Origin of the sequence: Variovorax sp., assembly GCF_035634955.1 — a bacterium.
In the GTDB taxonomy this organism is placed as follows: domain Bacteria; phylum Pseudomonadota; class Gammaproteobacteria; order Burkholderiales; family Burkholderiaceae_C; genus Variovorax.
In genome coordinates, this window is record NZ_DASQBZ010000026.1 from 101,171 (window position 1) to 127,199 (window position 26,029).

Annotated in this window: 25 protein-coding genes and 1 riboswitch; of the genes, 14 read left to right on the forward strand and 11 right to left on the reverse strand. The window is 69.9% G+C overall.

Going from position 1 to position 26,029, the window contains the following annotated elements; translation table 11 throughout:
* Window positions 1–5: 5 nt before the first annotated feature.
* From VES41_RS17720 to VES41_RS17730, 3 genes are read right to left on the reverse strand one after another with little or no spacing between them, the layout of a single operon-like run.
* On the reverse strand, window positions 6–956 hold the full coding sequence (locus VES41_RS17720) for a dihydroorotate dehydrogenase (protein ID WP_324819749.1): 951 nt from the start codon (window positions 954–956) through the stop codon (window positions 6–8).
* Window positions 949–1,827 (reverse strand): dihydroorotate dehydrogenase electron transfer subunit, encoded by an 879-nt coding sequence (locus tag VES41_RS17725; protein ID WP_324819751.1) that lies wholly within the window; start codon window positions 1,825–1,827, stop codon window positions 949–951. The genes VES41_RS17720 and VES41_RS17725 overlap by 8 nt, the downstream gene beginning before the upstream one ends.
* On the reverse strand, window positions 1,824–2,966 hold the full coding sequence (locus VES41_RS17730; protein ID WP_414719175.1) for an MFS transporter: 1,143 nt from the start codon (window positions 2,964–2,966) through the stop codon (window positions 1,824–1,826). Before VES41_RS17730 ends, VES41_RS17725 begins: the two co-directional genes overlap by 4 nt.
* 257 nt (window positions 2,967–3,223) lie before the next feature.
* Between VES41_RS17730 and VES41_RS17735 the strand changes: the two genes are divergently transcribed.
* The 4 genes from VES41_RS17735 (at window position 3,224) to VES41_RS17750 (ending at window position 6,842) form a co-directional block, all read left to right on the forward strand.
* Entirely contained in the window at window positions 3,224–4,465 is a 1,242-nt protein-coding gene (locus VES41_RS17735; RefSeq protein WP_324819753.1) for a helix-turn-helix domain-containing protein, read from the forward strand.
* A 125-nt stretch (window positions 4,466–4,590) separates the two neighbouring features.
* Entirely contained in the window at window positions 4,591–5,277 is a 687-nt protein-coding gene (locus tag VES41_RS17740; RefSeq protein WP_324819905.1) for a hypothetical protein, read from the forward strand.
* The gene (locus VES41_RS17745; RefSeq protein ID WP_324819755.1) at window positions 5,274–6,080 is read left to right on the forward strand and encodes a DUF899 domain-containing protein; all 807 of its coding nucleotides are present in this window, start codon (window positions 5,274–5,276) and stop codon (window positions 6,078–6,080) included. The genes VES41_RS17740 and VES41_RS17745 overlap by 4 nt, the downstream gene beginning before the upstream one ends.
* A gap of 21 nt (window positions 6,081–6,101) precedes the next feature.
* Window positions 6,102–6,842 carry a hypothetical protein gene (locus tag VES41_RS17750; RefSeq protein ID WP_324819757.1) on the forward strand — a complete coding sequence of 247 codons (741 nt, stop codon included), beginning with the start codon at window positions 6,102–6,104 and terminating at the stop codon, window positions 6,840–6,842.
* Here VES41_RS17750 and VES41_RS17755 read toward each other — a convergent pair.
* The gene (locus tag VES41_RS17755; RefSeq protein WP_324819759.1) at window positions 6,728–8,002 is read right to left on the reverse strand and encodes a D-amino acid dehydrogenase; all 1,275 of its coding nucleotides are present in this window, start codon (window positions 8,000–8,002) and stop codon (window positions 6,728–6,730) included. The genes VES41_RS17750 and VES41_RS17755 overlap by 115 nt on opposite strands.
* A 169-nt stretch (window positions 8,003–8,171) precedes the next feature.
* A riboswitch (glycine riboswitch) is annotated at window positions 8,172–8,277 on the reverse strand.
* A gap of 212 nt (window positions 8,278–8,489) precedes the next feature.
* On the opposite strand from VES41_RS17755, the gene VES41_RS17760 reads away from it, so the two are divergent.
* The 5 genes from VES41_RS17760 to VES41_RS17780 are packed head-to-tail and all read left to right on the forward strand — an operon-like array spanning window position 8,490 to window position 12,627.
* Window positions 8,490–9,167: a hypothetical protein gene (locus tag VES41_RS17760; RefSeq protein ID WP_324819761.1), complete on the forward strand. Its 678-nt coding sequence runs from the start codon at window positions 8,490–8,492 to the stop codon at window positions 9,165–9,167.
* 16 nt (window positions 9,168–9,183) lie between these two features.
* The gene (locus VES41_RS17765; RefSeq protein ID WP_324819763.1) at window positions 9,184–9,903 is read left to right on the forward strand and encodes a hypothetical protein; all 720 of its coding nucleotides are present in this window, start codon (window positions 9,184–9,186) and stop codon (window positions 9,901–9,903) included.
* A gap of 16 nt (window positions 9,904–9,919) precedes the next feature.
* Window positions 9,920–10,639, forward strand: a complete 720-nt coding sequence (locus VES41_RS17770) for a hypothetical protein (protein WP_324819765.1) — start codon at window positions 9,920–9,922, stop codon at window positions 10,637–10,639.
* 16 nt (window positions 10,640–10,655) lie between these two features.
* On the forward strand, window positions 10,656–12,026 hold the full coding sequence (locus VES41_RS17775) for a phospholipase effector Tle1 domain-containing protein (RefSeq protein ID WP_324819767.1): 1,371 nt from the start codon (window positions 10,656–10,658) through the stop codon (window positions 12,024–12,026).
* Window positions 12,027–12,060: 34 nt separating this feature from the next.
* A complete protein-coding gene (locus VES41_RS17780; protein WP_324819769.1) occupies window positions 12,061–12,627 on the forward strand; it encodes a hypothetical protein in 567 nt (188 codons plus the stop codon).
* Window positions 12,628–12,694: 67 nt separating this feature from the next.
* On the opposite strand, the gene VES41_RS17785 is transcribed toward VES41_RS17780, so the two are convergent.
* Window positions 12,695–13,699, reverse strand: a complete 1,005-nt coding sequence (locus VES41_RS17785) for a recombination-associated protein RdgC (RefSeq protein ID WP_324819771.1) — start codon at window positions 13,697–13,699, stop codon at window positions 12,695–12,697.
* A gap of 234 nt (window positions 13,700–13,933) precedes the next feature.
* Here VES41_RS17785 and VES41_RS17790 point away from each other — a divergent pair, with 234 nt between their 5' ends.
* Together VES41_RS17790 and VES41_RS17795 are read left to right on the forward strand one after the other, a co-directional pair.
* A complete protein-coding gene (locus VES41_RS17790; RefSeq protein WP_324819773.1) occupies window positions 13,934–14,869 on the forward strand; it encodes a branched-chain amino acid transaminase in 936 nt (311 codons plus the stop codon).
* Between the two features lie 5 nt (window positions 14,870–14,874).
* Complete coding sequence (locus tag VES41_RS17795; RefSeq protein ID WP_324819775.1) at window positions 14,875–15,084, forward strand: zinc-finger domain-containing protein; 210 nt, start codon at window positions 14,875–14,877, stop codon at window positions 15,082–15,084.
* A gap of 51 nt (window positions 15,085–15,135) precedes the next feature.
* Here VES41_RS17795 and VES41_RS17800 read toward each other — a convergent pair whose 3' ends face one another.
* Window positions 15,136–15,867 carry a GntR family transcriptional regulator gene (locus VES41_RS17800; protein WP_324819777.1) on the reverse strand — a complete coding sequence of 244 codons (732 nt, stop codon included), beginning with the start codon at window positions 15,865–15,867 and terminating at the stop codon, window positions 15,136–15,138.
* Between the two features lie 244 nt (window positions 15,868–16,111).
* Here VES41_RS17800 and VES41_RS17805 point away from each other — a divergent pair, with 244 nt between their 5' ends.
* The 3 genes from VES41_RS17805 to VES41_RS17815 all read left to right on the forward strand — a co-directional run bounded on the left by VES41_RS17805 (window position 16,112) and on the right by VES41_RS17815 (window position 20,535).
* Window positions 16,112–17,434 carry an aromatic ring-hydroxylating dioxygenase subunit alpha gene (locus tag VES41_RS17805; protein WP_324819779.1) on the forward strand — a complete coding sequence of 441 codons (1,323 nt, stop codon included), beginning with the start codon at window positions 16,112–16,114 and terminating at the stop codon, window positions 17,432–17,434.
* A 13-nt stretch (window positions 17,435–17,447) separates the two neighbouring features.
* On the forward strand, window positions 17,448–18,887 hold the full coding sequence (locus VES41_RS17810) for a glutamine synthetase family protein (RefSeq protein WP_324819781.1): 1,440 nt from the start codon (window positions 17,448–17,450) through the stop codon (window positions 18,885–18,887).
* Window positions 18,888–18,951: 64 nt separating this feature from the next.
* The gene (locus tag VES41_RS17815) at window positions 18,952–20,535 is read left to right on the forward strand and encodes a phospholipase D family protein (RefSeq protein WP_324819783.1); all 1,584 of its coding nucleotides are present in this window, start codon (window positions 18,952–18,954) and stop codon (window positions 20,533–20,535) included.
* Between the two features lie 15 nt (window positions 20,536–20,550).
* On the opposite strand, the gene VES41_RS17820 is transcribed toward VES41_RS17815, so the two are convergent.
* From VES41_RS17820 to VES41_RS17840, 5 genes are all read right to left on the reverse strand, one after another.
* Entirely contained in the window at window positions 20,551–21,798 is a 1,248-nt protein-coding gene (locus VES41_RS17820; protein WP_324819786.1) for an O-antigen ligase family protein, read from the reverse strand.
* A 38-nt stretch (window positions 21,799–21,836) separates the two neighbouring features.
* A complete protein-coding gene (locus VES41_RS17825; RefSeq protein ID WP_324819788.1) occupies window positions 21,837–23,030 on the reverse strand; it encodes an ATP-binding protein in 1,194 nt (397 codons plus the stop codon).
* A gap of 43 nt (window positions 23,031–23,073) precedes the next feature.
* Window positions 23,074–23,802, reverse strand: a complete 729-nt coding sequence (locus tag VES41_RS17830; RefSeq protein WP_324819790.1) for a response regulator transcription factor — start codon at window positions 23,800–23,802, stop codon at window positions 23,074–23,076.
* A 95-nt stretch (window positions 23,803–23,897) separates the two neighbouring features.
* On the reverse strand, window positions 23,898–24,701 hold the full coding sequence (locus VES41_RS17835; protein ID WP_324819792.1) for a beta-ketoacyl synthase chain length factor: 804 nt from the start codon (window positions 24,699–24,701) through the stop codon (window positions 23,898–23,900).
* The gene (locus VES41_RS17840) at window positions 24,698–25,900 is read right to left on the reverse strand and encodes a beta-ketoacyl-[acyl-carrier-protein] synthase family protein (RefSeq protein ID WP_324819794.1); all 1,203 of its coding nucleotides are present in this window, start codon (window positions 25,898–25,900) and stop codon (window positions 24,698–24,700) included. The genes VES41_RS17835 and VES41_RS17840 overlap by 4 nt, the downstream gene beginning before the upstream one ends.
* Window positions 25,901–26,029: the final 129 nt, after the last annotated feature.

A 26,029-nucleotide genomic window follows, 5' to 3' on the forward strand; every position in this document is an offset into this window, starting at 1 on the left:
GGCGGTCAGCCCGACTGCTGGGCGAAACGCAGCCAGCGGTCGGACAGCTGGCGGTCGAGCTTGACCTGGCCGGTCAGATCGCGGACCTGCGTCACGCCCTGCTGCGCGCACAGGTCATGCAGCCCGTCGACGATCTTGCGCATCACGCCGGGATCGAGGAACGAGGCGGTGCCCACCTGCACCGCGGAGGCGCCGGCGAGCATGAACTCCATCGCGTCCTCGGCGCTGCCGATGCCGCCGCAGCCGATGACGGGAATGCGCACGCTGCGATAGCACTGGTGCACCATGCGCAGGGCAATGGGCTTGATCGCCGGGCCCGACAGGCCGCCCATCACGTTGCCGAGCTTGGGCTTGCGCGTGCGTACATCGATCGACATGCCGAGCACCGTGTTGCCCATCACGAGCGCGTCGGCACCCGCCTCTTCGGCGGCCTTGGCGACCGCGGCGATGGACGAGGCATTCGGCGTGAGCTTGGCCCACACCGGGTGCGAGGTGCGCCGCCGGATCGCGCTGACGACCTTGTAGGTGGTCTCGGGCGTCATGGCGAAGGCCATGCCGTCGGCCTCCAGGTTCGGGCAGGAGATGTTGGCCTCGATCGCCGCCACGTCGGGCAGCGACATCTCGGCCACGGCGGCGGCAAACTCGTCGGCGGTGTCCGCCGAGATCGACACCACCACCGGCGTGCCGAAGCGGGTGTAGGGCGGCAGCACCTGCTCGCGGAAGTGCTGCAGCCCCTTGCTCGGGATGCCGATCGAATTGAGCATGCCGGAGGTGGTCTCGGCCACCCGCGGCGTCGGATTGCCGGCGCGCGTCTTGGGCGAGACGCTCTTGATCACCAGCGCGCCCAGCCGGCGCAGGTCCAGCGCCTCGGCGTACTCGATGGCGAAGCAGCCCGAGGCGGGCATCACGGGATTGCGCAGGGCGAGTTCGCCCACGCGCACGGTCAGATCAGCCAAACTCCACCTCCCCGACCACATGGCGGATGGGAAAAACCGGGCCGTCGCGGCAAACGCGCAGGAAGCGCTTGTCCTGCCCGTCGTCGAACAGCCGCACGCACGACAGGCACACGCCCATGCCGCATGCCATGCGCTGCTCCATGGCCACGTCGCCGCGCGTGGCGGGAAAGTCCTGCAGCACCCGCTGCAGCAGCAGCAGGAGGCGGTGCGAGCCGCAGGTGAACACGGCGTCGTGATGGCGCGCCGAAAGCAGCCGGCGCACCAGCGCCTCGACCGGCTCGACCGCCGAACTGCCGTCGCTGTCGAACACACAGTGCACGTCCGCCTCGGCGCCGCGCAGGAACTCGTCCCGCATCAGATCCTGCGGCGAGCGGGCGGACATCACCGCGGTGATCGCCACGCCGGCCTGCGCGGCCTGGCGCAGCAGCGGCGCCATGGTGGCGAGCCCGACGCCGCGCGCGACGACCAGCAGGCCCTGGTCCTCGGGCCGCAGCTCGAAGGTGTTGCCCAGCGGGCCGACGATGTCCATGGTGCTGCCGACGTCCAGCGTGGCCAGCGTGCCCGTGCCCAGGCCGGTCACGTTGTAGAGGAACTCGATGGTGCCCGCCTCCGGCCCGGTGCCGTACACGCTCATGGGGCGCAGCAGGAAGGGCTGCGCCGCCTCCACCGCCGGGCACTTGAGCTGGTAGAACTGGCCCGGCCGCGTGGTGCCGGCCAGGTCGGCGTCGGCCGACAGGCGAAGGTACCGGTAGCGCGCATTGACCTGGCGGTGCTCGACCACGCGGCAGCGGTGCGAAGCGACCTGCGCGGCGTTACGCGGGAAGCCGCAGGCGGCGGACGACGCTTCGCCGCAGGAGGCCGGCAGCGTCATTGCAGTTCCTTGCCCTTGAGCTCGGGCACCAGGAAGACGGTGGCGATCATGTCGATGACGTAGATCGCGGCCAGCAGGCCGATGGCGACCTGGAACGAGTACGTGGCGGCAAGCGCGCCGACGGTCACTGGCCCAAAGCCGCCCACCGCGCGTCCGATGTTGAACAGCACGTTCTGGGCGGTGGCCCGCGCCTCGGTCGGATAGGCCTCCGACATGAGCGCACCGTAGCCGCCCAGCATGCCGTTGACGAACATACCCAGCACCGCGCCGGCCCACAGCATCGCCACCGGGTCGCGCAGCTGCGAATACACCACCACCATTACCACGGCGCCGGCCTGGAACAGCAGGAAGCTGGGCTTGCGGCCGATACGGTCCGCGAGCTGGCCGAAGACCCAGATGCCGGCCATCATCCCGAGGATGGTCACCGCGGTCCACATGGCCGAGCGGGTGAGGTTGAAACCCAGTTGCTTGGACAGGAAGCTGGGCATCCAGATCATCAGCCCGTAGTAGCCGAAGTTCTGCACCGAGCACAGCACGACGATGCCGGCGCTGACCTTGGCGGTGGCCTTGTCCTTGACCAGCAGGCCGAAGGCGCGGGCGCCGGACGTCTTCTTCGCCGCGTTGCGCACGAACACCTCCGGCTCGTGCAGCCGGTTGCGGATCACCCAGGCCACGATGGCCGGGATCACGCCCACCAGGAACATGCCGCGCCAGCCGATGGCCGGCAGCAGCAGCGGCGTGAGCAGCGCCGCGCCCAGCACGCCGACCTGCCAGCCCAGCGCGACGTACGAGGACACGCGGGCACGGTGGCGCGCCGGCCAGGCCTCGGCAGCCAGCGCCATGCCGATGCCGAACTCGCCGCCCAGGCCGATGCCGGCGATGGTGCGGTAGATCAGCAGGTCCCAGTAGCCCTGGGCGAAGGCGCACAGCCCGGTGAAGACGGCGAACAGCACGATGGTCCAGGTGAGCACCCGGATGCGCCCGAAGCGGTCGCTCAGCGCGCCGAACACGATGCCGCCGATCACCGCGCCGATCAGCGTCCACGTGACCAGCGAGCCGGCCTGGCCGGGTGTCAGGTGCAGGTCGGCCGAGATGGCCGACAGCATGAAGCCGAGGATCAGGAGGTCGAAGCCGTCCATGGCGTAGCCGACGGCCGAGCCGAGCAGGGCTTTCCATCCGTAGCTGTCGACGCGGGTGCTCGCGGCGCCGTCCGCGGGGGCGCCTGCGGCGCCCGTGTGCGTTGTGTTCAAGCAAGTCTCCTGAGTGGATTTTTTATGATACATATCTCTTTTTTGAGATTGCAAGCATTTTGTGACAGAAGCGGGCCTCGCCGTGCCGGCGCCGCAACGCCGCGGGAGTCGCCGCTGGCGCCAGCGAGCCAGCAGAATGCCGGTCCATGGACGCCTTCATCTCCGCCTCCGCCCGCGCCCTGGCCGCAGGCGATGCGCTGGGGGCGCTCAAGCGCGTGGCGCTGCGCGACGATCCACCTGCGCTGGCCCTGCGCGGCATTGCCATGGCGCAGCTGGGCGAGCATGTGCGCGCGCGTGACCTGCTGCGGCGAGCGGCGCGTGGCTTCGGCGCCGGCCATGAATCGCTGGCCCGTGCGCGCTGCATCGTGGCCGAGGCCGAGGTCGCCCTGGCGATGCGCGACTTCGGCGCCAGCGGCGGCGCCCCGCGGGCGCTGATCGCGGCGACGGCCACCCTTGCGGCCCACCGCGACCGTCCCAACGTGCTGCAGGCGCAACTGATCGCGGCGCGCCGCCTGCTGCTGCTGGGGCGGCTCGACGATGCCGCGGCCGCCCTGGCGGCGCTGGACGCGCGCGAAGGCCTGTCGCCGGCGCTGGCGGCGGTGGCCGAGCTGGCCTCGGCCGAACTGGCGCTGCGCTCGCTGCGCGTCGGCGCGGCGCAGGCCGCGCTGGCACGGGCGCAGGCGCTGGCGCTGCACGCCGGCGTCCCGGCCCTGGTGGCGGAGGTCGCTGAAGCCCGTACGGCTTTGCAGCGTCCAGCGGCGCGCCGCCTCGATCCTGACGGCGGCGGGCAGCCGTTGCTGCTGCACGAGGCGGCAGCCCTGCTCGACGACCCTGGCTGCCTGGTGCTGGATGCCTGCCGCCGGGGCCTTCGCGCCGGCCATGTCTGGTTGCCGTTGGCACGCCGGCCGGTGCTGTTCACGCTGGCCCGGGCGCTCGCCGGCGCCTGGCCCGGCGACGTCGGGCGCGAGGCGCTGATCGCCGACGCCTTTCGCACCCGCGAGCCGGACGAGACGCACCGGGCCCGCCTGCGGGTGGAAATCGGCCGCCTGCGCGCCCTGGTCAAGCCGCTGGCGCAGGTGCAGGCAACCGCGCGCGGCTTCGTGCTGCAGCCGCGCGAGGGTCGGGAACTGGCGGTGCTCGCGCCGCCCATCGACGGCGAGCAGGCGGCATTGCTGGCGCTGCTGGCCGACGGCGCGGCGTGGTCCACGTCCGCCCTGGCGCTGGCGCTGGATGCGAGCCAGCGCACCGTCCAGCGCGCGCTGGCCGACCTGGAGTCCGACGGCCGCGTGCGCTCGGTCGGGCGCGCCCGCGCGCAGCGCTGGCTGGCGCCGCCGCTGACGGGATTCACGACGATCTTGTTACTCCCCGCTGCGCTGCAGCCGGCGTAGATTTGCCTGCATGGCGCCGACGCCGGCGCCTTTGTCCCGACATCAGCAACAGGAGCGATCAGATGACCGACAGCAAGCTCAGCAACGCGTGCGAGATCGAGCCCGAGGACGCACCCCCGAGCCGGATGCACGCACCCGCGGTGGCCGCGCGCCCCGCCGAGATCGTGCGCGAATACGGCGACCTCGGCGGCGACGGCCGCGTGCATGGCGTCAGCCACGACGGCCGGCATGTCTGGGCCGCGACCGGAACCCAGCTGGTGGCCTTCGACCCCGCCAGCGGGCAGGTGGCGCGCACGCTCGATTGCGCCGGCGATGCAGGCACCGCCTTCGACGGCAAGTACCTCTGGCAGATCGCCGAGGCGCGCATCGACAAGATCGACCCGGCCAGCGGCCGCATCGTCGCGTCCATCCCTGCGCCGGGCCACGGTAACGATTCGGGCCTGGCCTGGGCCGAGGGCAGCCTGTGGGTGGGACAGTACCGCGACCGCAGGATCCACCAGATCGACCCGGCATCGGGCGCCGTGCGCCGCACCATCGAGTCGAACCGCTTCGTCACCGGCGTGACCTGGGTCGACGGCGAGTTGTGGCACGGCACCTGGGAAGCCGAAGAGAGCGAACTGCGCCGCGTCGACCCGAAGAGCGGCGAGGTGCTCGAGCGCCTGTCCATGCCCGACGGCATGGGCGTCAGCGGCCTCGAGTCCGACGGCGGCGGGTTGCTGTATGCGGGCGGCGGCGGCAGCGGCAAGGTGCGCGCCGTGCGCCGGCCCCGGCGCGCCCCATCGGCGCACGCCAACACGGGAGCGGCGTCATGAACGAGGCACTCGCCGAACAGGCGCGCACGGACGATCCGGTCCGCAGCAGCCACGCCGTGGTCGTCAGGGACCGCTGGCTGGCCCAGCGAAAGGCCTTGCTGGCGCGCGAGAAGGAGCTCACGCGCCTGGGCGACCAGGTCGCCCGCGAGCGCCGCGCGCTGCCCTGGCTCCACGTGGACAAGGCCTACGTGTTCGACGCGGCCGACGGCGCACGCGCGCTGGGCGACCTGTTCCAGGGCCGGCGCCAGCTGCTGGTGCAGCACTTCATGCTCGGCCCGGGCTGGGAGGCGGGCTGCCCGAGCTGCTCATTCATGGCCGACCACGTCGACGGCATCGAACGCCACCTGCAGCAGCGCGACATGAGCTTCGCGGCCATTTCGCGCGCACCCATCGACGAGATCGAACGCTTCCGCCGCCGCATGGGTTGGCGCTTCGCCTGGGTCTCGTCGAACCGCAACGACTTCAACCAGGATTTCGACGTGAGCTTCACGCCCGAGCAGCTGACGCGCGAGGAGGTGTTCTACAACTTCGGCATGACCACCTTCAAGAGAGACGAGTTGCCGGGGCTGTCGGTGTTCTACAAGGACGATGCGGGCACCATCTTCCACACCTACTCGACCTACGGGCGTGGCGTGGAGGCCATGATGGGCGCCTATCGCCTGCTCGACCTGCTGCCCAAGGGCCGCGACGAGGACCGGTTGAGCTACGGCATGGCCTGGGTGCGGCATCACGACCGCTACGAGACGGCCGCGCCGGCTCCGGCGGCCGGCGGCTGCTGCGCCGCATCAAGGGCAGGCGCCTGAGCGGCGCGCCGGGACCACGCCATGGACGCGCCCGGGCCCTGGCTGGCGGTGGCTGCGCTGGGCGCCGTGCACGGCCTCAATCCCGCCACCGGCTGGATCTTCGCGGCGGCCTGCGCGGTGCGCGGCGGCGAGCGGTCGCGCGCCGTACTTGCCTTGCTGCCGATCGCCGCGGGTCATCTCCTTTCGGTGGCGCTCGTCGCCGGCGTCGTGGCGCTGGCGCCGTGGCTTGGCCGCCAGGCGCAATGGCTGCTGCAGGCCGGGGCCGGCGCACTGCTGGTCGCCACGCTGCTGATGCACCTGCGCGGCGGGCGTGAAGTGCGCAACCGCCCGCAAGGATGCGGCGGGCGGGTCCGTACCGTCGCGCCGCGAAGTGCCGCGGCCGTGGCGCGGCATGCCGGCGCCACCAGCCTCGCGCTGTGGTCCTTCATCATGGCCACCGCGCATGGCGCCGGCCTGATGCTGGTACCGGCCCTGGTGCCGCTATGCCTGGCCGGCACGCCGGCGCGGGAGATCACCGCATCGGGTTCGCTGGGCCTGGTGCTGGCCGCGATCGGCCTGCACATGGCCGCGATGCTGGCGACGACGGCCCTCATGGCCGGCGCCGCCTGCCGGTTGGCCGGGTGGTGCCGGCGCCGGCTGGCGCGCCTTCAGGCCATTGCGGTGGCGGTGGCAGACGGCCGCGCCGCGCCGCGGTCGCGTGCCAGAAGCATCTGGGCGGCCACCATTTCCGCCGTGGCGGCCGAGAGGGTCCAGCCCAGGTGACCGTGGCCCGTGTTGTAGAACACGTTGGCCCGCCGGCCCTGTCCGACGCGGGGCATCAGGTTCGGCATCATCGGCCTCAGCCCGGCCCAGGGCACGACCTGGCGCGTGTTCACGCCCGGGAAGCATTGGTTCACCCAATCGACCAGCGGTCGGATGCGGTCGGCGCGGATGTCGCGGTTCACGCCGTTGAATTCGGCCGTGCCGGCGACACGGAAGCGGTCTGCGCCGAGCCGGCTGGTCACCAGCTTGGTCTCGTCGTCCAGCAGGCTGACCGTCGGCGCGGCCGCCTGGCTGGCGGCATCGAGCAGGTTCACGGTGATCGAGTAGCCCTTGACCGGATAGACGTTGACCCGGTCCCCGAGCTGCGCGGCGAAGTCGCGGCTGCCCACGCCGGCGCACACCACCAGCCCGTCGAAACGATGCTCGCTCTGCGGCAGGCCGTCGGCCGGCCGGGCCGCGACGGTCACGCGCGCCTGCCTGCCGTCGCTGTCCAGGCGCGTCACGTCCTGGCCGTAGAGTATGCGCACGCCCAGCCGCTGCGCCGCCGCCGCCAGGCCCTGGGTGAACTTGTGGATGTCGCCGGTGGAATCGCTCTCGGTGAAGAAGCCCCCGTGATAGCGGCCGGCCAATGTCGGTTCGATGGCGCGCATCTCCTCGGGCGTCACGGCCCGGCGCGGCAGGCCGCCCTCGGCCAGCAGCTTGCTGACCTCGGCGGCATGGTCGAAGCCGGCCTTGTTGCGGTAGATGTGCAGGATGCCCTCGCGCTTGAGGTCGAAATCGATGCCTTCGGCCTGCGCCCAGTCGAACAGATGTTCGCGCGCCGCGACGGCCAGGCGCGCCGTCTCCACCGTGTTGTGGCGGTAGCGCCCGATGTGGGCCACGAACTCGGCGAACCAGGACAGCTTGTGCCAGCTCGGCCGGGGATTGACCAGCAGCGGGGCGTCGCCGCGCAGCATCCACTTCATGCCCTTCCAGACCGTTGACCAGTGGTTCCACACCTCGGCGTTGGATGCCGAGAGCTGGCCGCCGTTGGCGAACGAGGTTTCCATGGCGGCATAGCGGTGCCGCTCGAACAGGGTGACGGAAAAGCCGCGCCTGGCCAGCGCGTAAGCCGTGGTGACACCGGTGATGCCACCGCCGATGACGGCGATCGATTGCATGTGAGACAGCTCCAGGACGTCATGAGGATGGGCGCGCGCGGCATGTTTGCCGCTGCGTGCGCCCCCTCTGTCCTGGAACCTGAGAGATTCGCGGGCGACCACCGGGGTGGCGCCGCTTGCTCCTGCGGTGTCCCGGCAGACGACGCCGGGCGCTCTTCAGAGAGTTGAAAACCGTCGACCGGTCCTTTTGCCTGAGAGTTTCCGGGGCGGTTGCTCCTTCGGCGCCGGCTCCCCGTCTTGCAGGACAGGTGGCCGGGCTCTCCCGATCGACCGCGCGATTCTAGGCGCGGTTGCCGGGTTGGGGCAATCCGTGTGTTCGTCCGGCCGGGCGTTAGACCGGCCCGGCGGGCGCCGGCGCGCTCCTCGCACCGCGCCGATCGCCCAAGAATTCCGTCAACTGTCGGAAGCAGCTCCTTGGTCGCGTGGCACACGTCCATGCGGGGCCTATAGTGCGGCCGGCGCAAAAAGCGGCGCTGCAGGGAGAGGAATGAAACAACGAGGATCGCGCAAGCCTGCGCGCTCGAGCCAGCGCGCCAGCATCGCAGGCGAGTGCGGCCATGCGCCGACGACTTTCGCCATTGCCGCGATGTGCTCTGTCTTTCTCGCGGGATGCCAGAGCACCATGTCCTCTTCGTTGTCCATTGGCGGCGCCGCGGGCCAGCCCGGCGCAGGCGGCCATTCCGTGACCACCGACGATTGGCCTTTGAGGTTTCGGGAGCACAAGTTCAGCGCGTTCAGCTACAGCACGTATGGATGCAGGCTGTGGTATCGCGGCAGGCTCCAGTTGGATGAGCCTGATGACCAACTGCAGATGCCCTCGGACGCCGTCGGCAACTACCCGGACAACCTGCATGCGAGCTGGGGGCCGATTCGGAACTTCCCTTCGCCGGCCAAGGTGAGCTGGCGCTCCAGGGATGGCTCGTCGCATCGTGCGGAGGTGGACATCGGCGAGATATTCAAGGACCAGCTGGTTCGCCACAACATGCGGCGCGAGGAGTTGCTGCGGAATCAGGGCGTGCCGCCGGAGATCATCCTGGAGGTCAACGACCGCACGATCAACGTCTATATGCGCGCGACGTTGTGGACGAAGGACGAGCAGATTTCAGGCAACCGCCTGAGCCACCGCCGCGACGATCTGATCAAGGCATACAGCCGCACGTACTGAGAAGCCAGGGCAGTGCATGGGCCAGGTCACCGACTCGTCAATCGATACCGATGCCGCAACCGGGCGGACCAATCCGGTGCCAGCGCTTTTGCACACGGACTACCGCCGAGGCATGGCGCCGAATCGCGCGTTGCTCAACCGCCGCGCAGCCGCCTCGCTGTGCGTGCTTTTTCTTGCAGGATGCCAGAGCGCCATGTCCCCTTCGTTGTCCACTAGCGGCGCCGCGGTCCAGCGCGGCGCAGGCGGCCACTCCGTCACCACCGACGATTGGCCTTTGAGGTTTCGGGAGCACAAGTTCGACGCCTACTGCTTCAGCACCGTTGGATGCGAAGTGGTCTACGGCGGCATGCTCAGGGTCAAGGACCTGGACGACAGATTGAAGATCGCATCGGCGGCCTTGAAGAACTATCCGGCGATGCTGACGGCGGGTATGGGGCCCATCGCCAACTTTCCGCCGCCGGCCAAGGTGAGCTGGCTCTCCAGGGATGGCTCGTCGCATCGTGCGGAGGTCGACATCGGCGAGATATTCAAGGACCAGCTGGTTCACCACAACATGCGGCGCGAGGAGTTGCTCCGGAATCAGGGCGTGCCGCCGGAGATCATCCTGGAGGTCAACGACCGCACGATCAACGTCTATATGCGCGCGACGTTGTGGACGAAGGCGCCTCAGAGGCCGGGACATCCACACAGCAACTATCGCGACGACCTGATCAAGGCATACAGCCGCACGTACTGAGAAGCCAGGGCAGAGCATGGGCCAGGTCACCGACTCTCCAATCGATACCGACGCCGCAACCTGGCGGATCAATCCGGTGCCAGCGCTTTTGCACGCACACCGCCGCCGAGGTATGGCGCCGAACCGCGCGTTGCTCAACCGCCGGGCAGCCGCCTCGCTGTGCGTGCTTTTTCTTGCAGGATGCCAGAGCGCCATGTCCCCTTCGTTGTCCATTAGCGGCGCCGCGGTCCAGCGCGGCGCAGGCGGCCACTCCGTCACCACCGACGATTGGCCTTTGAGATTTCGGGAGCACAAGTTCGACGCCTACTGCTTCAGCACCTTCGGATGCGAAGTGGTCTACGGCGGCATGCTCAGGGTCAAGGACCTGGACGACAGATTGAAGGTCGCATCGGCGGCCTTGAAGAACTATCCGGCGATGCTGACGGCAGGTATGGGCCCCATCGCCAACTTTCCGCCGCCGGCCAAGGTGAGTTGGCGCTCCAAGGATGGCTCGTCGCATCGTGCGGAGGTGGACATCGGCGAGATATTCGAGGACCGGCTGGTTCGCCACAACATGCGGCGCGAGGAGTTGCTGCGGAATCAGGGCGTGCCGCCGGAGATCATCCTGGAGGTCAACGACCGCACGATCAACGTTTATATGCGCGCGACGTTGTGGACGAAGGACGAGCAGATTCCAGGCAACCGCCTGAGCCACCGCCGCGACGATCTGATCAAGGCATACAGCCGCGCGTATTGAGAAGGCAGGGCTGTGCATGGGCAAATTCACCAACTCGTCAATCGATGCCGACGCCGCGACCGAGCGGGATCTGGACACCTACCGCGAGGCCGCTGCTGCACTTGGCAAACTTCGAGTCCCGCTGCTGCTGCCAGAGGTCGACCCTCACGCGCGCTTGTACGTTGCAGCGTTGGACGGGACCGGCAATAGCATGCTCAATGACGCCCCCAAGCATTGGACTGCGGTGGCAAGAATGTATGTCCAGATCAGAGACCGCGAGTATCTGGGCATCACAAACATTCGGGGAGGCTACGTCGCAGGCACCTTCACGCAGGAAGGAATCCTTCGCATTCCCGAGCGCTTGCTGGATGGCCGTTTTGCGAACTCTTTCGATTCGCGCGTCGAGACGGCTTACTTTGACCTGTGTGACAAAGCCCAGCAATGGCTGATTGAGGACCCGCGCGCCCGAATCAACGTCGTAGGCGTCGGCTTCAGCCGCGGCGCAGAGCAAGTTGCCGCACTGCAGCGCATGGTCGAGGAGCGCGGCATTCGCGATCCCAGGGGTGCCAGGTATCAGCGAGATCGGGACGGCATCATCCGGTACGTCGAGTACGCGGACCTCCCCCTGCTGGTTCCTCGCGGCAGGACCTTGCAGGCCGCCCTGTTGTTCGACCCGGTCGTCACCGGCGTGCAGGACGAGGAACGCACGCTGCCGCGATCCAATCTGAGCACCTTCGAGATCAGCGCGATCCATGAGCGGCGCGACTTGTTCAAGGACAACGACCACGTCGCGCCGGGTTTGAGCGAGCAGGGGCGCCACCTCAATGTCAGCGTGGCCGGATCGCACAGCGACATCGGCGGCGCTTACGAAACGAATGGGCTGGGTACGCTCAGCTTCAACCTCGGCGTGGCGTTTCTCAACCGGCTGAGCGACAGGCCGTTCCTGCAGGCGCGGCCGGTCCCCGACGACCCCGCGCAGTTCGTCATTCATCGTTCCGAGCAGCACATGCTGGGCCTGTACGGCACGGCCAGCTACGACGAGGACGGCCTGCGAGACCGCCTTCAGGACCAGTCGCCCCGGCCGGGCATCCAGCGCAAGGATGCCATCGGGGTGGACCTCGACGCGCTGGTCACGCGCGGCACGGCCGCAGCCTTGCAGACCCGCCAGGCGGGGCGCATCGAGCCCATCGGGTTCGTTCGTTCGGATGCCTCCGATGAAGACCTGCTGGACCGCGCGTTCGACGCCTACGAGAAGGGCGATCTTCAGGCCTTTTCCAGGGTCATGCATGAGTTCAGGCAGTCGCCGGACGGGCAGGCCTGGGCGCGGGAGCAGGAGGAATTCAGCGCCACCCTGCGGGCGCATGAGCGGCGGCACGCCGTGCAGCCCGGCCCCGTGATGGCCCGCTGAGCGCCGCTGGACGTTGGGCACGAAAGGAGGGTAGATGGAGGAAGAACGATCGAGAAGGTTGATGCTGCGGCTGATGGCGCTGGCGGACAAGCTGGAGCAGCGCGACATGCAGGTGATCGCGCAGCTGTCGCAACAGGCGTGCGAACTCAAGCGCAGCGCGCAGGCCGTGGCGAGCGGCGGCGAGCAATTCGCGCGCACCGCGCTCGATGCGATGCGCGGCGAAGCTGGCAACGTGGTGCAGCGCGCGATGCGGCAAGCGGTCGAGCAGTGCACCCACAGCCTGACCGAGTCGGCGGCCCATGTGAGCCGCACGGCGCATGAGGTCGGCGCATCGACCGAGCAGCTGCGCAGACAGCGCGGCCTTTGGCTCTGGGCGGCTCCGCTGGCGTTGATCGTGGGGGCGCTGCTTGCCGCCGGCGGTAGCGGCTACCTCGTCTGGAAGAACGCGGCGGAGTTGCGACGCGCGAGCTTCGGGCTGGACATCCTGCAGGCCACCCGCTCGGGAGCGCTCACGCGCTGCGGCGATGCGCTGTGCGCCAGGGTCGGCGCCAAGCCGGCCCGCTACGGAAGGAACGGCGAGTACGTGCTGCTGGCCAAGTAGCTGCGCGGCCGGTCGAGCCGCGGCGGCCCGCCCTCGCGAACGCCTTGCGCGCGGGATGCCCTCAACCTCAGAACGGCGCTTCTTCCTCGGCCTGCGGCTGGCCCTCGGCCTCCGCCGAAGCCGCGCCCTGGGCGCCCGTTGCCCGCGCCGCGTCCACCGGCATGCCGCCGGCGATCAGCTGCTCGCCGCCCAGCGCCTCCACCAGCGCCGGCAGCAACTGCCCCAGCTCGCCGGTCGCGATGGCCGCGTCCGCGTCAAAGTCGTCCTCCGGCTTGCCGCCGTCGGCGGCCTTGTCGGTGCCTTCCAGGAACGCGAGCTTGCGCAACTGCATGCCTTCGGTCAGCTCGAACGACACGCGGTCCTCCCAGGTCATGGCCAGCCGGGTCGGCCGCTTGCCGGCCTCGATGTGGGCGCGTACTTCGTCGATGTCCAGCGCGTGCTTTGCGTAGCGAACGGCTGCCTTCGACTCATCCGTGGCCTTGAGCTCGCATTCGCGGTCGATGGTGAAGCCCGCCGGCGGCTCCTGCGTGTGCAGCCAGCCCGACATGGCGCTGGCCGGCTCCAGCTGGGTGTGGAGCGCCGACACGCCGAAGCCCGGCAGCTGCTGGGCCAGGCTGCTGACCACTTCGTCGGCGCGGGCGATGTTGGAGGCGTTGATCACCAGGCGGCGCTGCGTGCGGTCGATCCAGACGGTGGCGCGCATGAAGCGGGAGAAGGCCATCGGCAGCAGCTCGTGGGTGACCTCTTCCTTCATTTCCTTCTGCTCCTTGCGGCCGGGGCGGCGGCCGGTCTGGGCCTCGATCTGGGCGGCGCGCTCCTCGACCTTGCGGCGCACGACCGAGCCGGGCAGGGCCTTGGCCTCGACCATGAACTCGAGCAGCCACTGGCCCTGGACCGATTCGATCAGCGGGCCGTGCTCCTGCCCGCGCGGCGGCACCCAGCCGGCGGACTTTTCCTGGCTCGGCCCGCAAGGGACGAAGCGCTGCGCGGACAGGGCCTCCTCGGCCTGGGCGAGTTCCTGGTTCCAGGCGGGATCGAGGCAGAAGACGATGACGTTCTTGAAAAGGGACACGTTGCAAAACCTTGTGCTTGCGAGCAAGCGGTGGACGAAAAAGGGAAGAGCGAAGGGGCGTCCGGCGCGTTCCGCCGGAGCGGGGAGCGGCCCGCCGCGGGGCATGCGGCGGGCGGGGCAAAGACCGCATTGTGACCCCGGCAGGGCGCCATGAGCGCACCGGCGCCCGGGCGGCCGGCGGGCCGGCGCCGTAAAATCACCGGCTTTGCGACCCCCAAGCAAGGACAACTCATCATGAGCGCGCAACCCTCGATGGCCGACCGCGACGGCAAGATCTGGATGGACGGCGAGCTGATGGACTGGCGCGACGCCAAGATCCACGTGCTCAGCCACACGCTGCACTATGGCTGCGGCGCCTTCGAAGGCGTACGCGCCTACGACACGAAGGACGGCACGGCGATCTTCCGCCTGGAAGAGCACACCGACCGCCTCTTCAACAGCGCCAAGATCCTGCGCATGAAGATGCCCTTTTCCAAGGAGCAGCTCAACGAGGCGCAAAAGCAGGTGGTGCGGGCCAACAAGCTCGACAGCTGCTACCTGCGCCCGCTGGTGTGGATCGGCTCCGAGAAGCTGGGCGTCTCGCCCAAGGGCAACACCATCCACGTGATGGTCGCCGCCTGGGCCTGGGGCGCCTACCTGGGCGAAGAGGGCATGAAGCGCGGCATCCGCGTCAAGACCTCGAGCTACACCCGCCACCACGTCAACATCACCATGACGCAGGCCAAGGCGGTGAGCAACTACAGCAACTCGATCCTGGCCAACATGGAAGCGCTGGACGACGGCTACGACGAGGCGCTGCTGCTCGATTCGTCCGGTTTCGTGTCCGAAGGCGCCGGCGAGAACGTCTTCGTGGTCAAGGACGGCGTGGTCTACACGCCCGACCTGTCGGCCGGCGCCCTCAACGGCATCACCCGCAACACCGTGCTGCACATCTGCGAGGACCTGGGTATCAAGCTGGTGCAAAAGCGCATCACGCGTGACGAGGTCTACATCGCCGACGAGGCTTTCTTCACCGGCACCGCAGCCGAGGTCACGCCCATCCGGGAACTCGACCGCGTCGAGATCGGCGCCGGTTCGCGCGGCCCGGTCACCGAGAAAATCCAGTCGGCCTTCTTCGACATCGTCAACGGCCGCAATCCCAAGTACGCCAAGTGGCTGAGCAAGGTCTGAGCAGCATGAACGCCAAAGCAGTGGTCGAACTCGCGGCCAAGGATCTGAACTCCCAGGGCGGCGTCTACTGCCCCAGCCCCAAGGCCGACATGAAGCTGTGGAGCGGCCACCCCAAGGTGTACCTGGACGTGGCGCGCCTGGGCGAGGCCAAGTGCCCTTACTGCGGAACGGTCTACCGCCTGAAGGCGGGCGAGACGGTCGCCGGCCACCACTGAAGGCGTGCGCCCGTGCCCGCGGGCGCGGGCAGCCCTCCGCATGAGGCGCGTTCAGCGGCCCCGGGGCGCCACCAGCTTCATCCCCGGCATCAGCTCGGCGGCCAGTTCCGGCCGCTCCAGCGCGTAGTCGAGGTTCATCCTCGCGATCTCCACGTGTTCCTCGCCCAGGGCCTGCGCGCGCGAGCCCTGGCCGCGCTCGATCGCCTGCACCATGGCGTGATGCGTGCGGTGGGCCTGCTTCATCCACTGGTGGCCTTCCTGCATCGACGACTGCATCGGCAGCATCGCGCTGGGCGAGGCGAACGGCTGGCTGTCCAGCATTTCCATGATCCGCTTGACGGCGGCATTGCCGCAGCCCTCGACGACCAGCTGGTGGAAGCGGTCGTTCATGTCCACGTAGGCGGCGTAGTCGTCCAGCTCCATGGTGGGCTTGTTGACCGCCTTGTCGCCTTCGTCCAGGCAGTCGTGCAGCTGGCGCAGCAACTGGCGCGGCGCCCCGTCCTCGGCCAGCAGCCGGGCGGCAAAGCCTTCGATGACGCCGCGCACCCGGATCGCATCGGCGATCTCGCGTGAGGTGAAGCGCCGCATCTGGTAGCCCCCTGCCGGTGACGGCTCGATCAGCCCCTCGTGCTCCAGGCTGGCCAGGGCAAGGCGCACCGGCGTGCGCGAAGCCCCCAGCTTCTCCGCCAGCGGGATCTCGGCCAGGCGCTCGCCCGGACCGAATTCGCCCTTGAGGATCAGGTCGCGCAACTGGACCAGCACGCGGGATTGTTGGGAGTCCATGGTGTGTCGCTGCATGCAATGAGGCTGCGGGCATTCTAGGGCTGGCGCCCTTGTGACCCGTCGATGCACGCATCGGGGTTCTCCTGGCCCACTTTCTGCATGCACGTTGCCTCGGAAGAGGCGCTACGCGTCCCCGGATCCTCCACCTTCGGGTCGATCCGGGGTTGTCCTGGCGCTCGTACGCTGCAGAATGAATCCTGTTGCATGCAATCGCATGCACAAAGGAACGCCTCGGAGCCTCACGATGATCAGTGCCGAACAGAACGAATTGATGACCCGTGTCGGGCCGGGCACGGCCGCGGGCGGGCTGCTGCGCCGCTATTGGCAGCCCGTGGCGCTCGCCGAGGAACTGAGCGGCCCGCGCCCCCTCAAGCCGGTGCAGTTGATGGGGCAGCACTTCGTGCTGTTTCGCGACGAGACCGGCCGCGTCGGCTTGCTCGACCGCGACTGCCCGCACCGCGGTGCCGACCTGGCCTACGGCCGCCTGGAAAACGGCGGCCTGCGCTGCGCCTTCCACGGCTGGCTGTTCGACGCCACCGGCCAGTGCCGGGAAACCCCGGCCGAGCCGGCCGGCAGCCGGATGTGCGCGCACATCCGGCTAGGCGCCTACCCGGTGGTCGAGAAGAGCGGGATCGTGTTCGCATACATCGGCGAAGGCGAGCCGCCGGCCTTTCCCGAGTTCGACTGCTTCGTCGCCCCCGACAGCCACACCTTCGCCTTCAAGGGCCTGTGGGAGTGCAACTGGCTGCAGGCGCTGGAGGTGGGCATGGACCCGGCGCACGCGTCCTTCCTGCATCGCTTCTACGAGGACGAGGACACCTCCGAGAGCTACGGCAAGCAGTTCCGCGGCGCATCGGCCGACTCCGACATGGCCATCACGCAGGTACTGCGCGAGTACGACCGGCCCGAAATCCAGGTGCAGCTGGCGCCCTACGGCATGCAGCTGACCACGCTGCGCAAGCTGTCCGAGCAGCAGACCCACGTGCGCGTGACCAACGTGGTGTTCCCGCAGGCCTTCGTCATTCCGATGAGCTCGGAGATGACCATCTCGCAATGGCACGTGCCGGTGGACGACACCCACTGCTACTGGTATGCAATCTTCACCAGCTTCACCGGCCCGGTGGACAAGGTGCAGATGCGCGAGCAGCGTCTGCAGACCATCGAGCTGCCGCACTACACCTCGCGCAAGAACAAGCGCAACCAGTACGGCTACGACGTGCAGGAGCAGCTCACCCAGACCTACACCGGCATGGGCATGGACATCAACGTGCACGACCAGTGGGCCTGCGAGTCCATGGGCCCGATCCAGGACCGGACCCGCGAACACCTGGGCACCACCGACAAGGGCATCACCATGTTCCGCCGCCTGCTGGTCAAGGCGATCGAGGCTGCCCAAGCCGGCCAGCCCCTTCCCATGCGGCCCGACGCGCAAGAGGCCGCCACCCTGACCGGCCCGCGCTCGATCGACGGCGTGGCCGCCGCCGACGCGACGGATCGCTATTGCCAGGAGGCCGACCTGGCGCGCCGCCAGGGCAGCGACTGGGCTTCGGCCCGCCTGCCCGTCTGAGGCGGAGCGCAGGATGATCGACTTCGTCGAACGCCATGCGCTGTGGAGCGCCGAGCAGCTGTCCCAGGCCCGGGAGATCGTCGGCCGGCTCGATGCCGGCGAACTCGACGTGGTGCGCTTCGCCTGGCCCGACCAGCACGGCGTGCTGCGCGGCAAGACGCTGGTGGCCGGCGCCGCGCGCGGCGCGCTGCGCAGCGGCGTCAACCTCACCACCACGCTGCTGGCCAAGGACACGTCCCACCGCACCGTGTTTCCGGTGTTCACGGCCGGCGGCGGGTTCGAGGTGGAAGGGCTGCAAGGCGGCGCCGACTTCACCATCGTGGCAGACCCGTCGACCTTTCGGGTGCTGCCCTGGGCGCCGCGCACCGGCTGGGTGCTGTGCGACGCCTACATGAAGGACGGCCGGCCATGCCCCTATGCCACGCGCCGCATCCTGCAGCGCGCGCTCGGCCGCCTCGACGAACAGGGCCTGCAGTTCGTGGCCGGCCTGGAGGTCGAGTTCCACGTCTTCAAGCTCGACGAGGCCGCCATGCGGCTGACCGACTCCGGACAGCCCGGCGAGCCGCCGCGCGTGTCGCTGCTCACGCACGGCCACCAGTACCTGACCGAGCTGCGCTACGACCGCGTCGATGCGCTGATGGAGCTGCTGCGCAGCCAGCTCATGGCGCTCGGGCTGCCGCTGCACTCCCTGGAGATCGAGTTCGGCCCGAGCCAGTTCGAGCTGGTGTTCGGTCCCACCGCGGGACTGGAGCCGGCCGACACCATGGTGCTGCTGCGCAGCGCCATCAAGCAGATCTGCCAGCGCCACGGCTACCACGCCACCTTCATGTGCCGCCCGCGCATTCCCAACGTGATGTCCAGCGGCTGGCACCTGCACCAGTCGCTGCGCCATGCGGGCGACGGCCGCAACGCCTTCATGCCCGAGCAAGTCGACCAGGCGCTCAGCCCGCTCGGGCTGCATTACCTGGCGGGCCTCAAGGCCCATGCCTGCGGCGGCGCCGCGCTGGCCAGCCCGACCCTCAACGGCTACCGCCGCTACCGCCCGTTCTCGCTGGCGCCGGACCGCGCCATCTGGGCGCAGGACAACCGCGGCGCCATGCTGCGCGTGCTGGGCGCGCCTGGCGACCCGGCCTCGCGCATCGAGAACCGCGTGGGCGAACCCACGGCCAATCCGTACCTGTACCTGGCCACGCAGGTGCTGTCGGGGCTGGACGGCATGGCGCATGCCATGGACCCCGGCCCGAGCGCGGACGCGCCCTACGACACGCCAGCCGAGCAGCTGCCCCGGACGCTCGACGCGGCACTCTCCGCGCTGCGCGCCGACCCTGTGCTGGTCGAAGGACTGGGCCGCGACTTCGTCGACTACTACTGCCACATCAAGCAGGCAGAGATCGCGCGCTTCAACCTCGAAGTCACCGAGTGGGAGCACCGCGAGTACTTCGACATGTTCTGAGCCCAGCGCGTGGTGCCCGGCCGGCGCGTTGACGCGTCGCCGGCATGGCGCCGATGATCGACGCATGGCCTTTCTTCGCTTCGCCGTTCCGCCCGGCTCGCCCCCGGCAGCCTGCATTGCACGACGCCTTGCCGCGTCCGCCCTCGTTCTGGCCGCTTCGCTGCTGTCGGCCTGCAGCAGCCTGCCACCGCTGCCCGAGCGGCCGGCGGTGCACGCGCTGCCGTTCTCCGAACAGACGCCGCTGGGCAGCGCCACCGCGGCGCAGGCCCGGCCGCACCCCGGCAAGACCGGCGTGGTGGCGATCTCCGACGGGCACGTCGCGATCGCGGTGCGGCTCGCCCTGGTGCGGGCGGCCGCCCGCTCGATCGATATCCAGACGTACATCTGGCACGCCGACGCGGCCGGCACGCTGCTGTACGACGAAGTGCTGCGGGCGGCCGATCGCGGCGTGCGGGTGCGCATCCTGCTCGACGACGCCAACACGACCGGGCTCGACCCCACGCTCGCACTGCTCGACGCCCATCCCGACGTGGAGGTGAGGCTGTACAACCCCTTCGCCGGCCGCGGCTCGCGCGCGCTGGGCTACCTCGGCGACTTCGGCCGGCTGAACCACCGCATGCACAACAAGTCGTTCACCGTGGACAACGCGGTGGCCGTGGTGGGCGGGCGCAACATCGCCGACGAGTACTTCGAGACGGGCGACCAGACCGGCCTGGTCGACCTGGACGCGGTCGCCATCGGCCAGGTGGTGGGCGAAGTCTCCGGCGAGTTCGACCTGTTCTGGAACAGCGCCTCGGCGTATCCGGCTGGCATGGTGCTCGGCGACGTGGCGCCGCTCGAGCGCGCCGAACTGGACAAGCGGGCGCGCGCCATCGCCGACGACCCGGAGGCCCCGCGCTATCGCGAGGCGGTCGCCCATTCGCCGCTGGTTGCCGCGCTGCTGTCCGGCACCTTGCAGCCCGAATGGACGACGGCCAGGGTGCTGCACGACGACCCGGAAAAGACGCTGGATCCGCCCGACACGTCCAAGGACCTGCTGCTGCCCAGGCTGGCCGCGGCTTTCGGGCATCCGACGCGCTCGCTGCATATCGTCTCGCCGTACTTCGTGCCGGGCGATGCCGGCACGCAACTGCTCGCCGGGTTGGCGCAACAAGGCGTGCAGGTCGGCATCCTGACCAACTCCCTGGCGGCCAACGACGTCAAGCCGGTGCATGCGGGGTATGCCAAGCACCGCAAGGCGCTGCTGCGCGCCGGCGTGCGGCTGTACGAACTGCGGCCCGAGGCGGCCAACATCGCCATGCGCGCGAAGGAGGTCGGCCGCGGCTCGCGCGCCGGCCTGCATGCCAAGAGCTACGCCGTGGACGGGCGCGCAATCTTCATCGGTTCGTTCAATCTCGACCCGCGTTCGGCCAGGCTCAACACCGAGATGGGCCTGGTCATCGACAGCCCCACGCTCGCGCGGCACCTGGCCAGCGGCGTCGACGGGGCCTACCCCGCGCTCGCCTACCGGGTGCAGCTCAACGCGCAGGGCAACACGGACTGGGAGGACGGCTCCGGCGTCGTCCAGACGGTCGACCCCGAAACCAGCTGGCTCGAGCGCACCATCGTGCGCATCGAGTCATGGCTGCCGATCGAGTGGCTGCTCTGAAGGCTGGCGCCGGCCTCAGGGCCGGTCGATGACCCAGCTGCCCAGCGCGGGCGGCAACACGCCGCGCCAGGGGCTGCCCTGTTCCCTTGCCAGCCGCAGGCACAGGAACACGATCCACAGCAGGCTCAGGCCGATCTGCGCGTCGCGCATGGCCGAGTTCAGGCTGGCGGCGATGAGCATGGTCAGCATCGCCACGAAGGCGATGCGTCCGCTCAGGTCGGCGCGCCGCCAGGCCACCCACACGCCGGCCAGCATGATGGCCAGTAGCGACAGCAGCCCGGGCACGCCGCCTTGCGAGCCCATCCACAAGTAGTCGTTGTGGGGCATGTTCTTGTACTCGATGACCTTCGGCGCGCGGCGCTTCCATTCGCTGGTCCAGGCGCCGATGCCGAGTCCGGCCACCGGCGCGTCCAGCATCATCCGGGCGGTCTCGCGGTACATGTAGTAGCGGCTGACCCAGCTCGCTTCCGAGGCCACGCCGGCCTGCGCCTCCTCCAGCTCCTGCACGCCCAGCTCGAACTTCGTCTTGATCGACTGCGGCAGCTGCCACACGGCCGCGCCGGCCAGTGCGGTGGCCAGGACCAGCGCCACCGCGAGCCCCTTGGGATGGGTGCGCCACTGGTGGAAGCAGGCCGCGAAGATGCAGGCCAGCATGGCCAGGAGCGACGTGCGCGAGGGCAGCACCGCACTCACCACCACCGCCATCACGAGCGTCACGGCGAAGGCCGGGCCGGCCCAGTGCCAGCGCCGCAGGTCGTGCAGGTGCGCCAGCCCCGAGACGGCCGCCGCGGCGCCGACCAGCGCGAACAGCAGCGCGTCGTTGATCGACTTGTTGCCCTGCACGCTGACGATGGCGCGCCACAGCTGCACGTCCGGCAGGCCCACCGTGACGTTCAGCGCGATGGCCACCAGCGCGAGCACGGTGGCCAGCAGGAAGGCGCGCAGCGCCCAGATGGCTTCCTCGCGCGTCAGGGCCAGGGCCATCAGCATCGTGACGGCGATGCGCAGGCCGTGGAACAGGTCGTTGCCCGTTTCCGCGTAGTGCGGCCTCAGCGCCAGTACCACCAGCGTCCAGCCCACATAGGCCATGATCGGCCACCACAGGGGGTGCTGGCGGACCCGCTGGCCCCGCTCGCGCAGGTTGCCGCCGGCCAGCATGCCGGCAAGAAGAAAGACCGCCGCCGCGTAGTTCATGCCCACCGGCATGTACACCACGAAGCCCCAGAAGGCCGCAAACCAGCGCGGCAGACGTGCACGAAACATGGCGGGATTCTACGGAGCCGCGCCGGCCCGCCCGCGGCTCAGCGGGGCAGGCTGATCACGAAACTCGCGCCGCCGCCCGGGCGCTCGTCGCAACGCACCGAACCGCCGTGGCGCTCGGCGATCGACTTGACCAGCGCCAGGCCCAGGCCGACGCCACCCTCGCGCTCGCTGGCACCGGGCAGCCGGTAGAAAGGCTCGAAGATGCGCTCGCGCAGCGCCTGCGGCACGCCGGGCCCGCGGTCGTTGACCACCACCTGCACCCGGCCGCCCTGGGGCTTGAGCTCCAGGCTGATTTCGCCGGCGCCGTAGCGGCGCGCATTCTCCAGCAGGTTGCGGATGGCGCGGCGCAGCAGGCGCGGGACGCCGCGCACGGTGAGCGCGTCGGTGTCGGTGCCCTCGGCCAGGTCCAGCTCGGCGTCGGTGCGGGCGCATTCCTCGGCGGCCAGGCCGACCAGCTCGACGCTTTCGATGGTGCCCATGTCGGCTTCGTGCGAATCGAGCCGGCTGGCCAGCAGGATCTCGTCGATGAGCTGGTCGAGTTCGGCGATGTTGCGCGAGATCTCGGCGCGGGTCTGGGCGCTGGGATGCTCGCCCATCAGTTCCAGCGCCATGCGGATGCGGGTCAGCGGCGAGCGCAGCTCGTGCGACGCATTGGCCAGGAGCGACTTGTGCGAGCGCACCAGGGTTTCGATGCGCGTGGCCGATTCGTTGAAGCGATGCGACAGGTCGGCCACCTCGTCCTGGCCGTCCTCGGGCACGCGGGCCGACAGGTCGCCCTGGCCCCAGCGCTGCACGCCGCGTTGGAGCGCCTCGAGCCGCTTGGTCAGCCGCCGCACGATGGGATAGACGCCCAGCGCCACCGCCAGGCCGACCAGCACGATCAGCCAGCCCGGCCCGTACGGGGTGCGCCACCAGGGCGGGGGCGGACGGCGCCCGTCCGGGCCCGGCGTGTCCTCGCGGCGCGCCATTTCCACCGTGAACTTGCGGCCGTCGTCGAGCGACAGGTCGAACACGATGCGCGCGCCCGGCACGCGCATGGCGGTGCCTCCGCCGATGACGTGGTCCTGCTCGTCAGTGACGGTGACCACGCGCGGAATCTGCGAGACGCGCTCGCGCTCGTTCTCCACCGCCAGCCGCATCAAGTAGCTGGCCGCGAAGGTGAGCACGATCACGCCCAGGACGACGGACAGCCAGATGCGGACGTACAGGTGGCGCGAGTAGGGATTGAACATGGCGGCCGTCCGTTCCGGTGGTGCTGGGCGCGGCGGGCGCCCTTCAGTCCTGCTGCTTGGCGAACACGTAGCCCACGCCGCGCACCGTCAGGATGCGCTTGGGGTTCTTCACGTCGGCCTCGATGGCGGCGCGGATCCGGCCCATGTGCACGTCGATGGAGCGGTCGAAGGCTTCCAGTTCGCGCCCGCGCACGGCTTCCATGATCTGGTCGCGCGTGAGCACGCGGCCGGCGCGCTCGGCCATGGCCACGAGCAGGTCGAACTGGTAGGAGGTGAGGTCGGCCAACTGCCCGCCGACCGACACGCTGCGCGCGTCGCGGTCGATCTCCAGCGAGCCGAAGCGCATCATCGCCGCGCTCGCGGCAACGCTGGCGCCGGCACCCTCGCCGCCATCGCCCCGGCGGCGCAACACCGCCCGGATGCGTGCCAGCAGTTCGCGCGGCTCGAAGGGCTTGGGCAGGTAGTCGTCGGCGCCGATCTCCAGGCCGATGATGCGGTCCATGGGATCGCCCTTGGCCGTAAGCATCAGCACCGGCACCTTGGCCCGCGCGTCCGGCAGCGCGCGGATGCGGCGGCAGATGTCCAGGCCGTCGGTGTCGGGCAGCATCAGGTCGAGGATGACCAGGTCGGGCTGCTGCTCCTGCAGCGCCGCCAGGCCGCTGGCGCCGTCGGCCGCGTGGCGCACCGCCATGCCGGACTGGCCGAGGTAGTCGCTCACCATCTGTGCCAGCCGCACGTCGTCCTCGATCATCAGCAGCGATGGGGTACTCATCCGTGCATCCTCGTCCGGTCCCGCCAAGCGGTGTTGAAGGGTTCGTAAAGTTGTGTGAAGGTCAACTCGGCCGCCGGGCGAACGCGGCCCGGCGGCTACGGCCGCAACTGAAGCCGCAGGGTCAACCGCCCGGACAAGGGCATGTCCAACTGGCCGGCGTCGCCCCGCGCCAGGGCTTCGAACAGCACCAGCGCGTCCGCCATGCCGTTGCCGGCAAGCGCGCGGGCAGCGTCCGAGCGCAGCGCAGGGGCCGGCGCGCCGCGGACCAGTTCCCAGTCGAACGCGGCCACGGTCCGCTCGGTCGGTGCCGGGGCCAGCACCAGCGCGGCGGCCAGCATGCCGTCGCTGGCGACGGCCGAGGCGAGCGGGCCGACGGCCTGCACGTCGAAGCCGGCCAGCAGCACCGCCTGCGTGTCTGCCGCGCATTCGGTGGCGGCCTCCAGCAGGCCGGCGGCAAAGCTGGAGGTGAAGGCGGACACCGAGTTGCTCGCCGCCTGGCAGCCGGTGGCGATGGTCCAGTAGCCCACCGCCGCGTTGTGCACGGAGTTGTGGAAGCGGGTGGGCGACAGCATCGTCGGCTGGCTGGCCAGCGTGGCGCACATGTAGTCGTTGATCGCCAGGTCGCCGTGTGCCGAAGCGAACACGCACGGCAGGTCGGCTGCGCGGCGGCCGGACGCCTCCACGGCGGCGGAGGCCACCTCGAGGGCGATCGCCACCGAGTCGGGTGCCCGGCGCCGCTCGGCCGGCGGCAGCACCTGCGGCGCGGGCCGCTTGGCCGGCGGGTCGGCCGGCGCGCCTTCGCCGCGGAAGGCGGCACGCGCGATGTCCCAGCCGGGCAGGGTGGGCGCCCAGAAGGCCGGGCCCTCGATATACAGCGTGGGGGTCTTGCGCGCGCTCATTGCGAAGCCTCCGTGCCGAAGATCAGCGCGCAGTTGTTGCCGCCGAAGCCGAACGAGTTGCTGAGCACGCGGCGCACCTCGCCGCGCTCGCCGGCCAGCCGCAGTTGCGGCCCGCACACCGGGTCGAGCGTCCGGCTGTTGACGGTGCCCGGCATCCAGCCGGTTTCCAGGGCCAGCAGGCTCACCACGGCCTCCACGATGCCGGCGGCACCCAGGGTGTGGCCGGTGAAGCCCTTGGTCGAGCTGGCGCGCGTGCGCGCCGGGAAGCGCCGGGCCACCAGCGCGGCCTCCACCTCGTCGTTCTTGCTGCTGGCGGTGCCGTGCAGGTTGATGTAGTCGATGTCGGCGGCGTCCAGGCCGGCGCGGGCCAGGGCGTCGTCCAGCGCGCGCTCGGCACCGGCGCCTTCGGGGTGCGGCGTCGACATGTGGTGCGCGTCGCTGGCTTCGCCGTAGCCCAGCAGCAGCGGTGCGTGCGAGCCGGCCACCGGGGGCTCGACCAGCGCGAAGCCGGCCGCTTCGCCCAGGCTGATGCCGTTGCGCTCGGCATCGAAGGGCCGGCACGGCTGCGGCGAGACCAGTTCCAGCGAATTGAAGCCGTACAGCACGCTGCCGCACAGCGTGTCCACCCCGCCCACGACCGCCGCGTCGGCCAACCCCAGGCGGATCAGCCGTTCGGCCGTCGCGAAGGCCTTGGCGCTGGAAGAGCAGGCGGTGGAGATGGTCTCGCACGGGCCTTCCAGGCCGAGCGCCTCCTGCACGAACATGGCCAACGAATGCGGCGTGTGCACCAGCGGACGGCGCTGCCCGGCCGCGAATTTGCCGTCTGCATCCACCTGCGTGTAGGCCGCCTCTGTATCGCCGATGCTGGACGTGGAGGTGCCCAGCACCAGCGCGATGCGGTCTGCGCCATGGCGCCGCCGCGCCGCCGCCACCGCCTCGATGAAGCCGTCGGCCTGCAGGCCCAGCCATGCCAGCCGGTTGTTGCGGCAGTCCCAGGCCATCAGCGCCGGAGGCAGGGCCAGGTCTTCCAGGCCGTCGACGCGGCCGATCCAGGTGGGCAGCGGATCGCGGCCGAAATCGTTGGGGCGCAGGCCGCTGCGGCCTTGTTCGAGCGCCTCGAGCAGCGCGGCCTTGCCGACGCCGGCGGCGGTCGCCGCGGTGAAGGCGCTGATTTGAAGGGGTGGGGTTCTGGAAGGCACGGCAGTAGTGGGGCTTTGGCAGAAGATCAGCCGACAAGCCTACCAGCCCCGCCCGTTTTCGGGGAGCGGGCCCGGGAATCGACTGGGACTGGGACCGGCTCGCGCACCACCAGGTTCACCGCCGCCTGC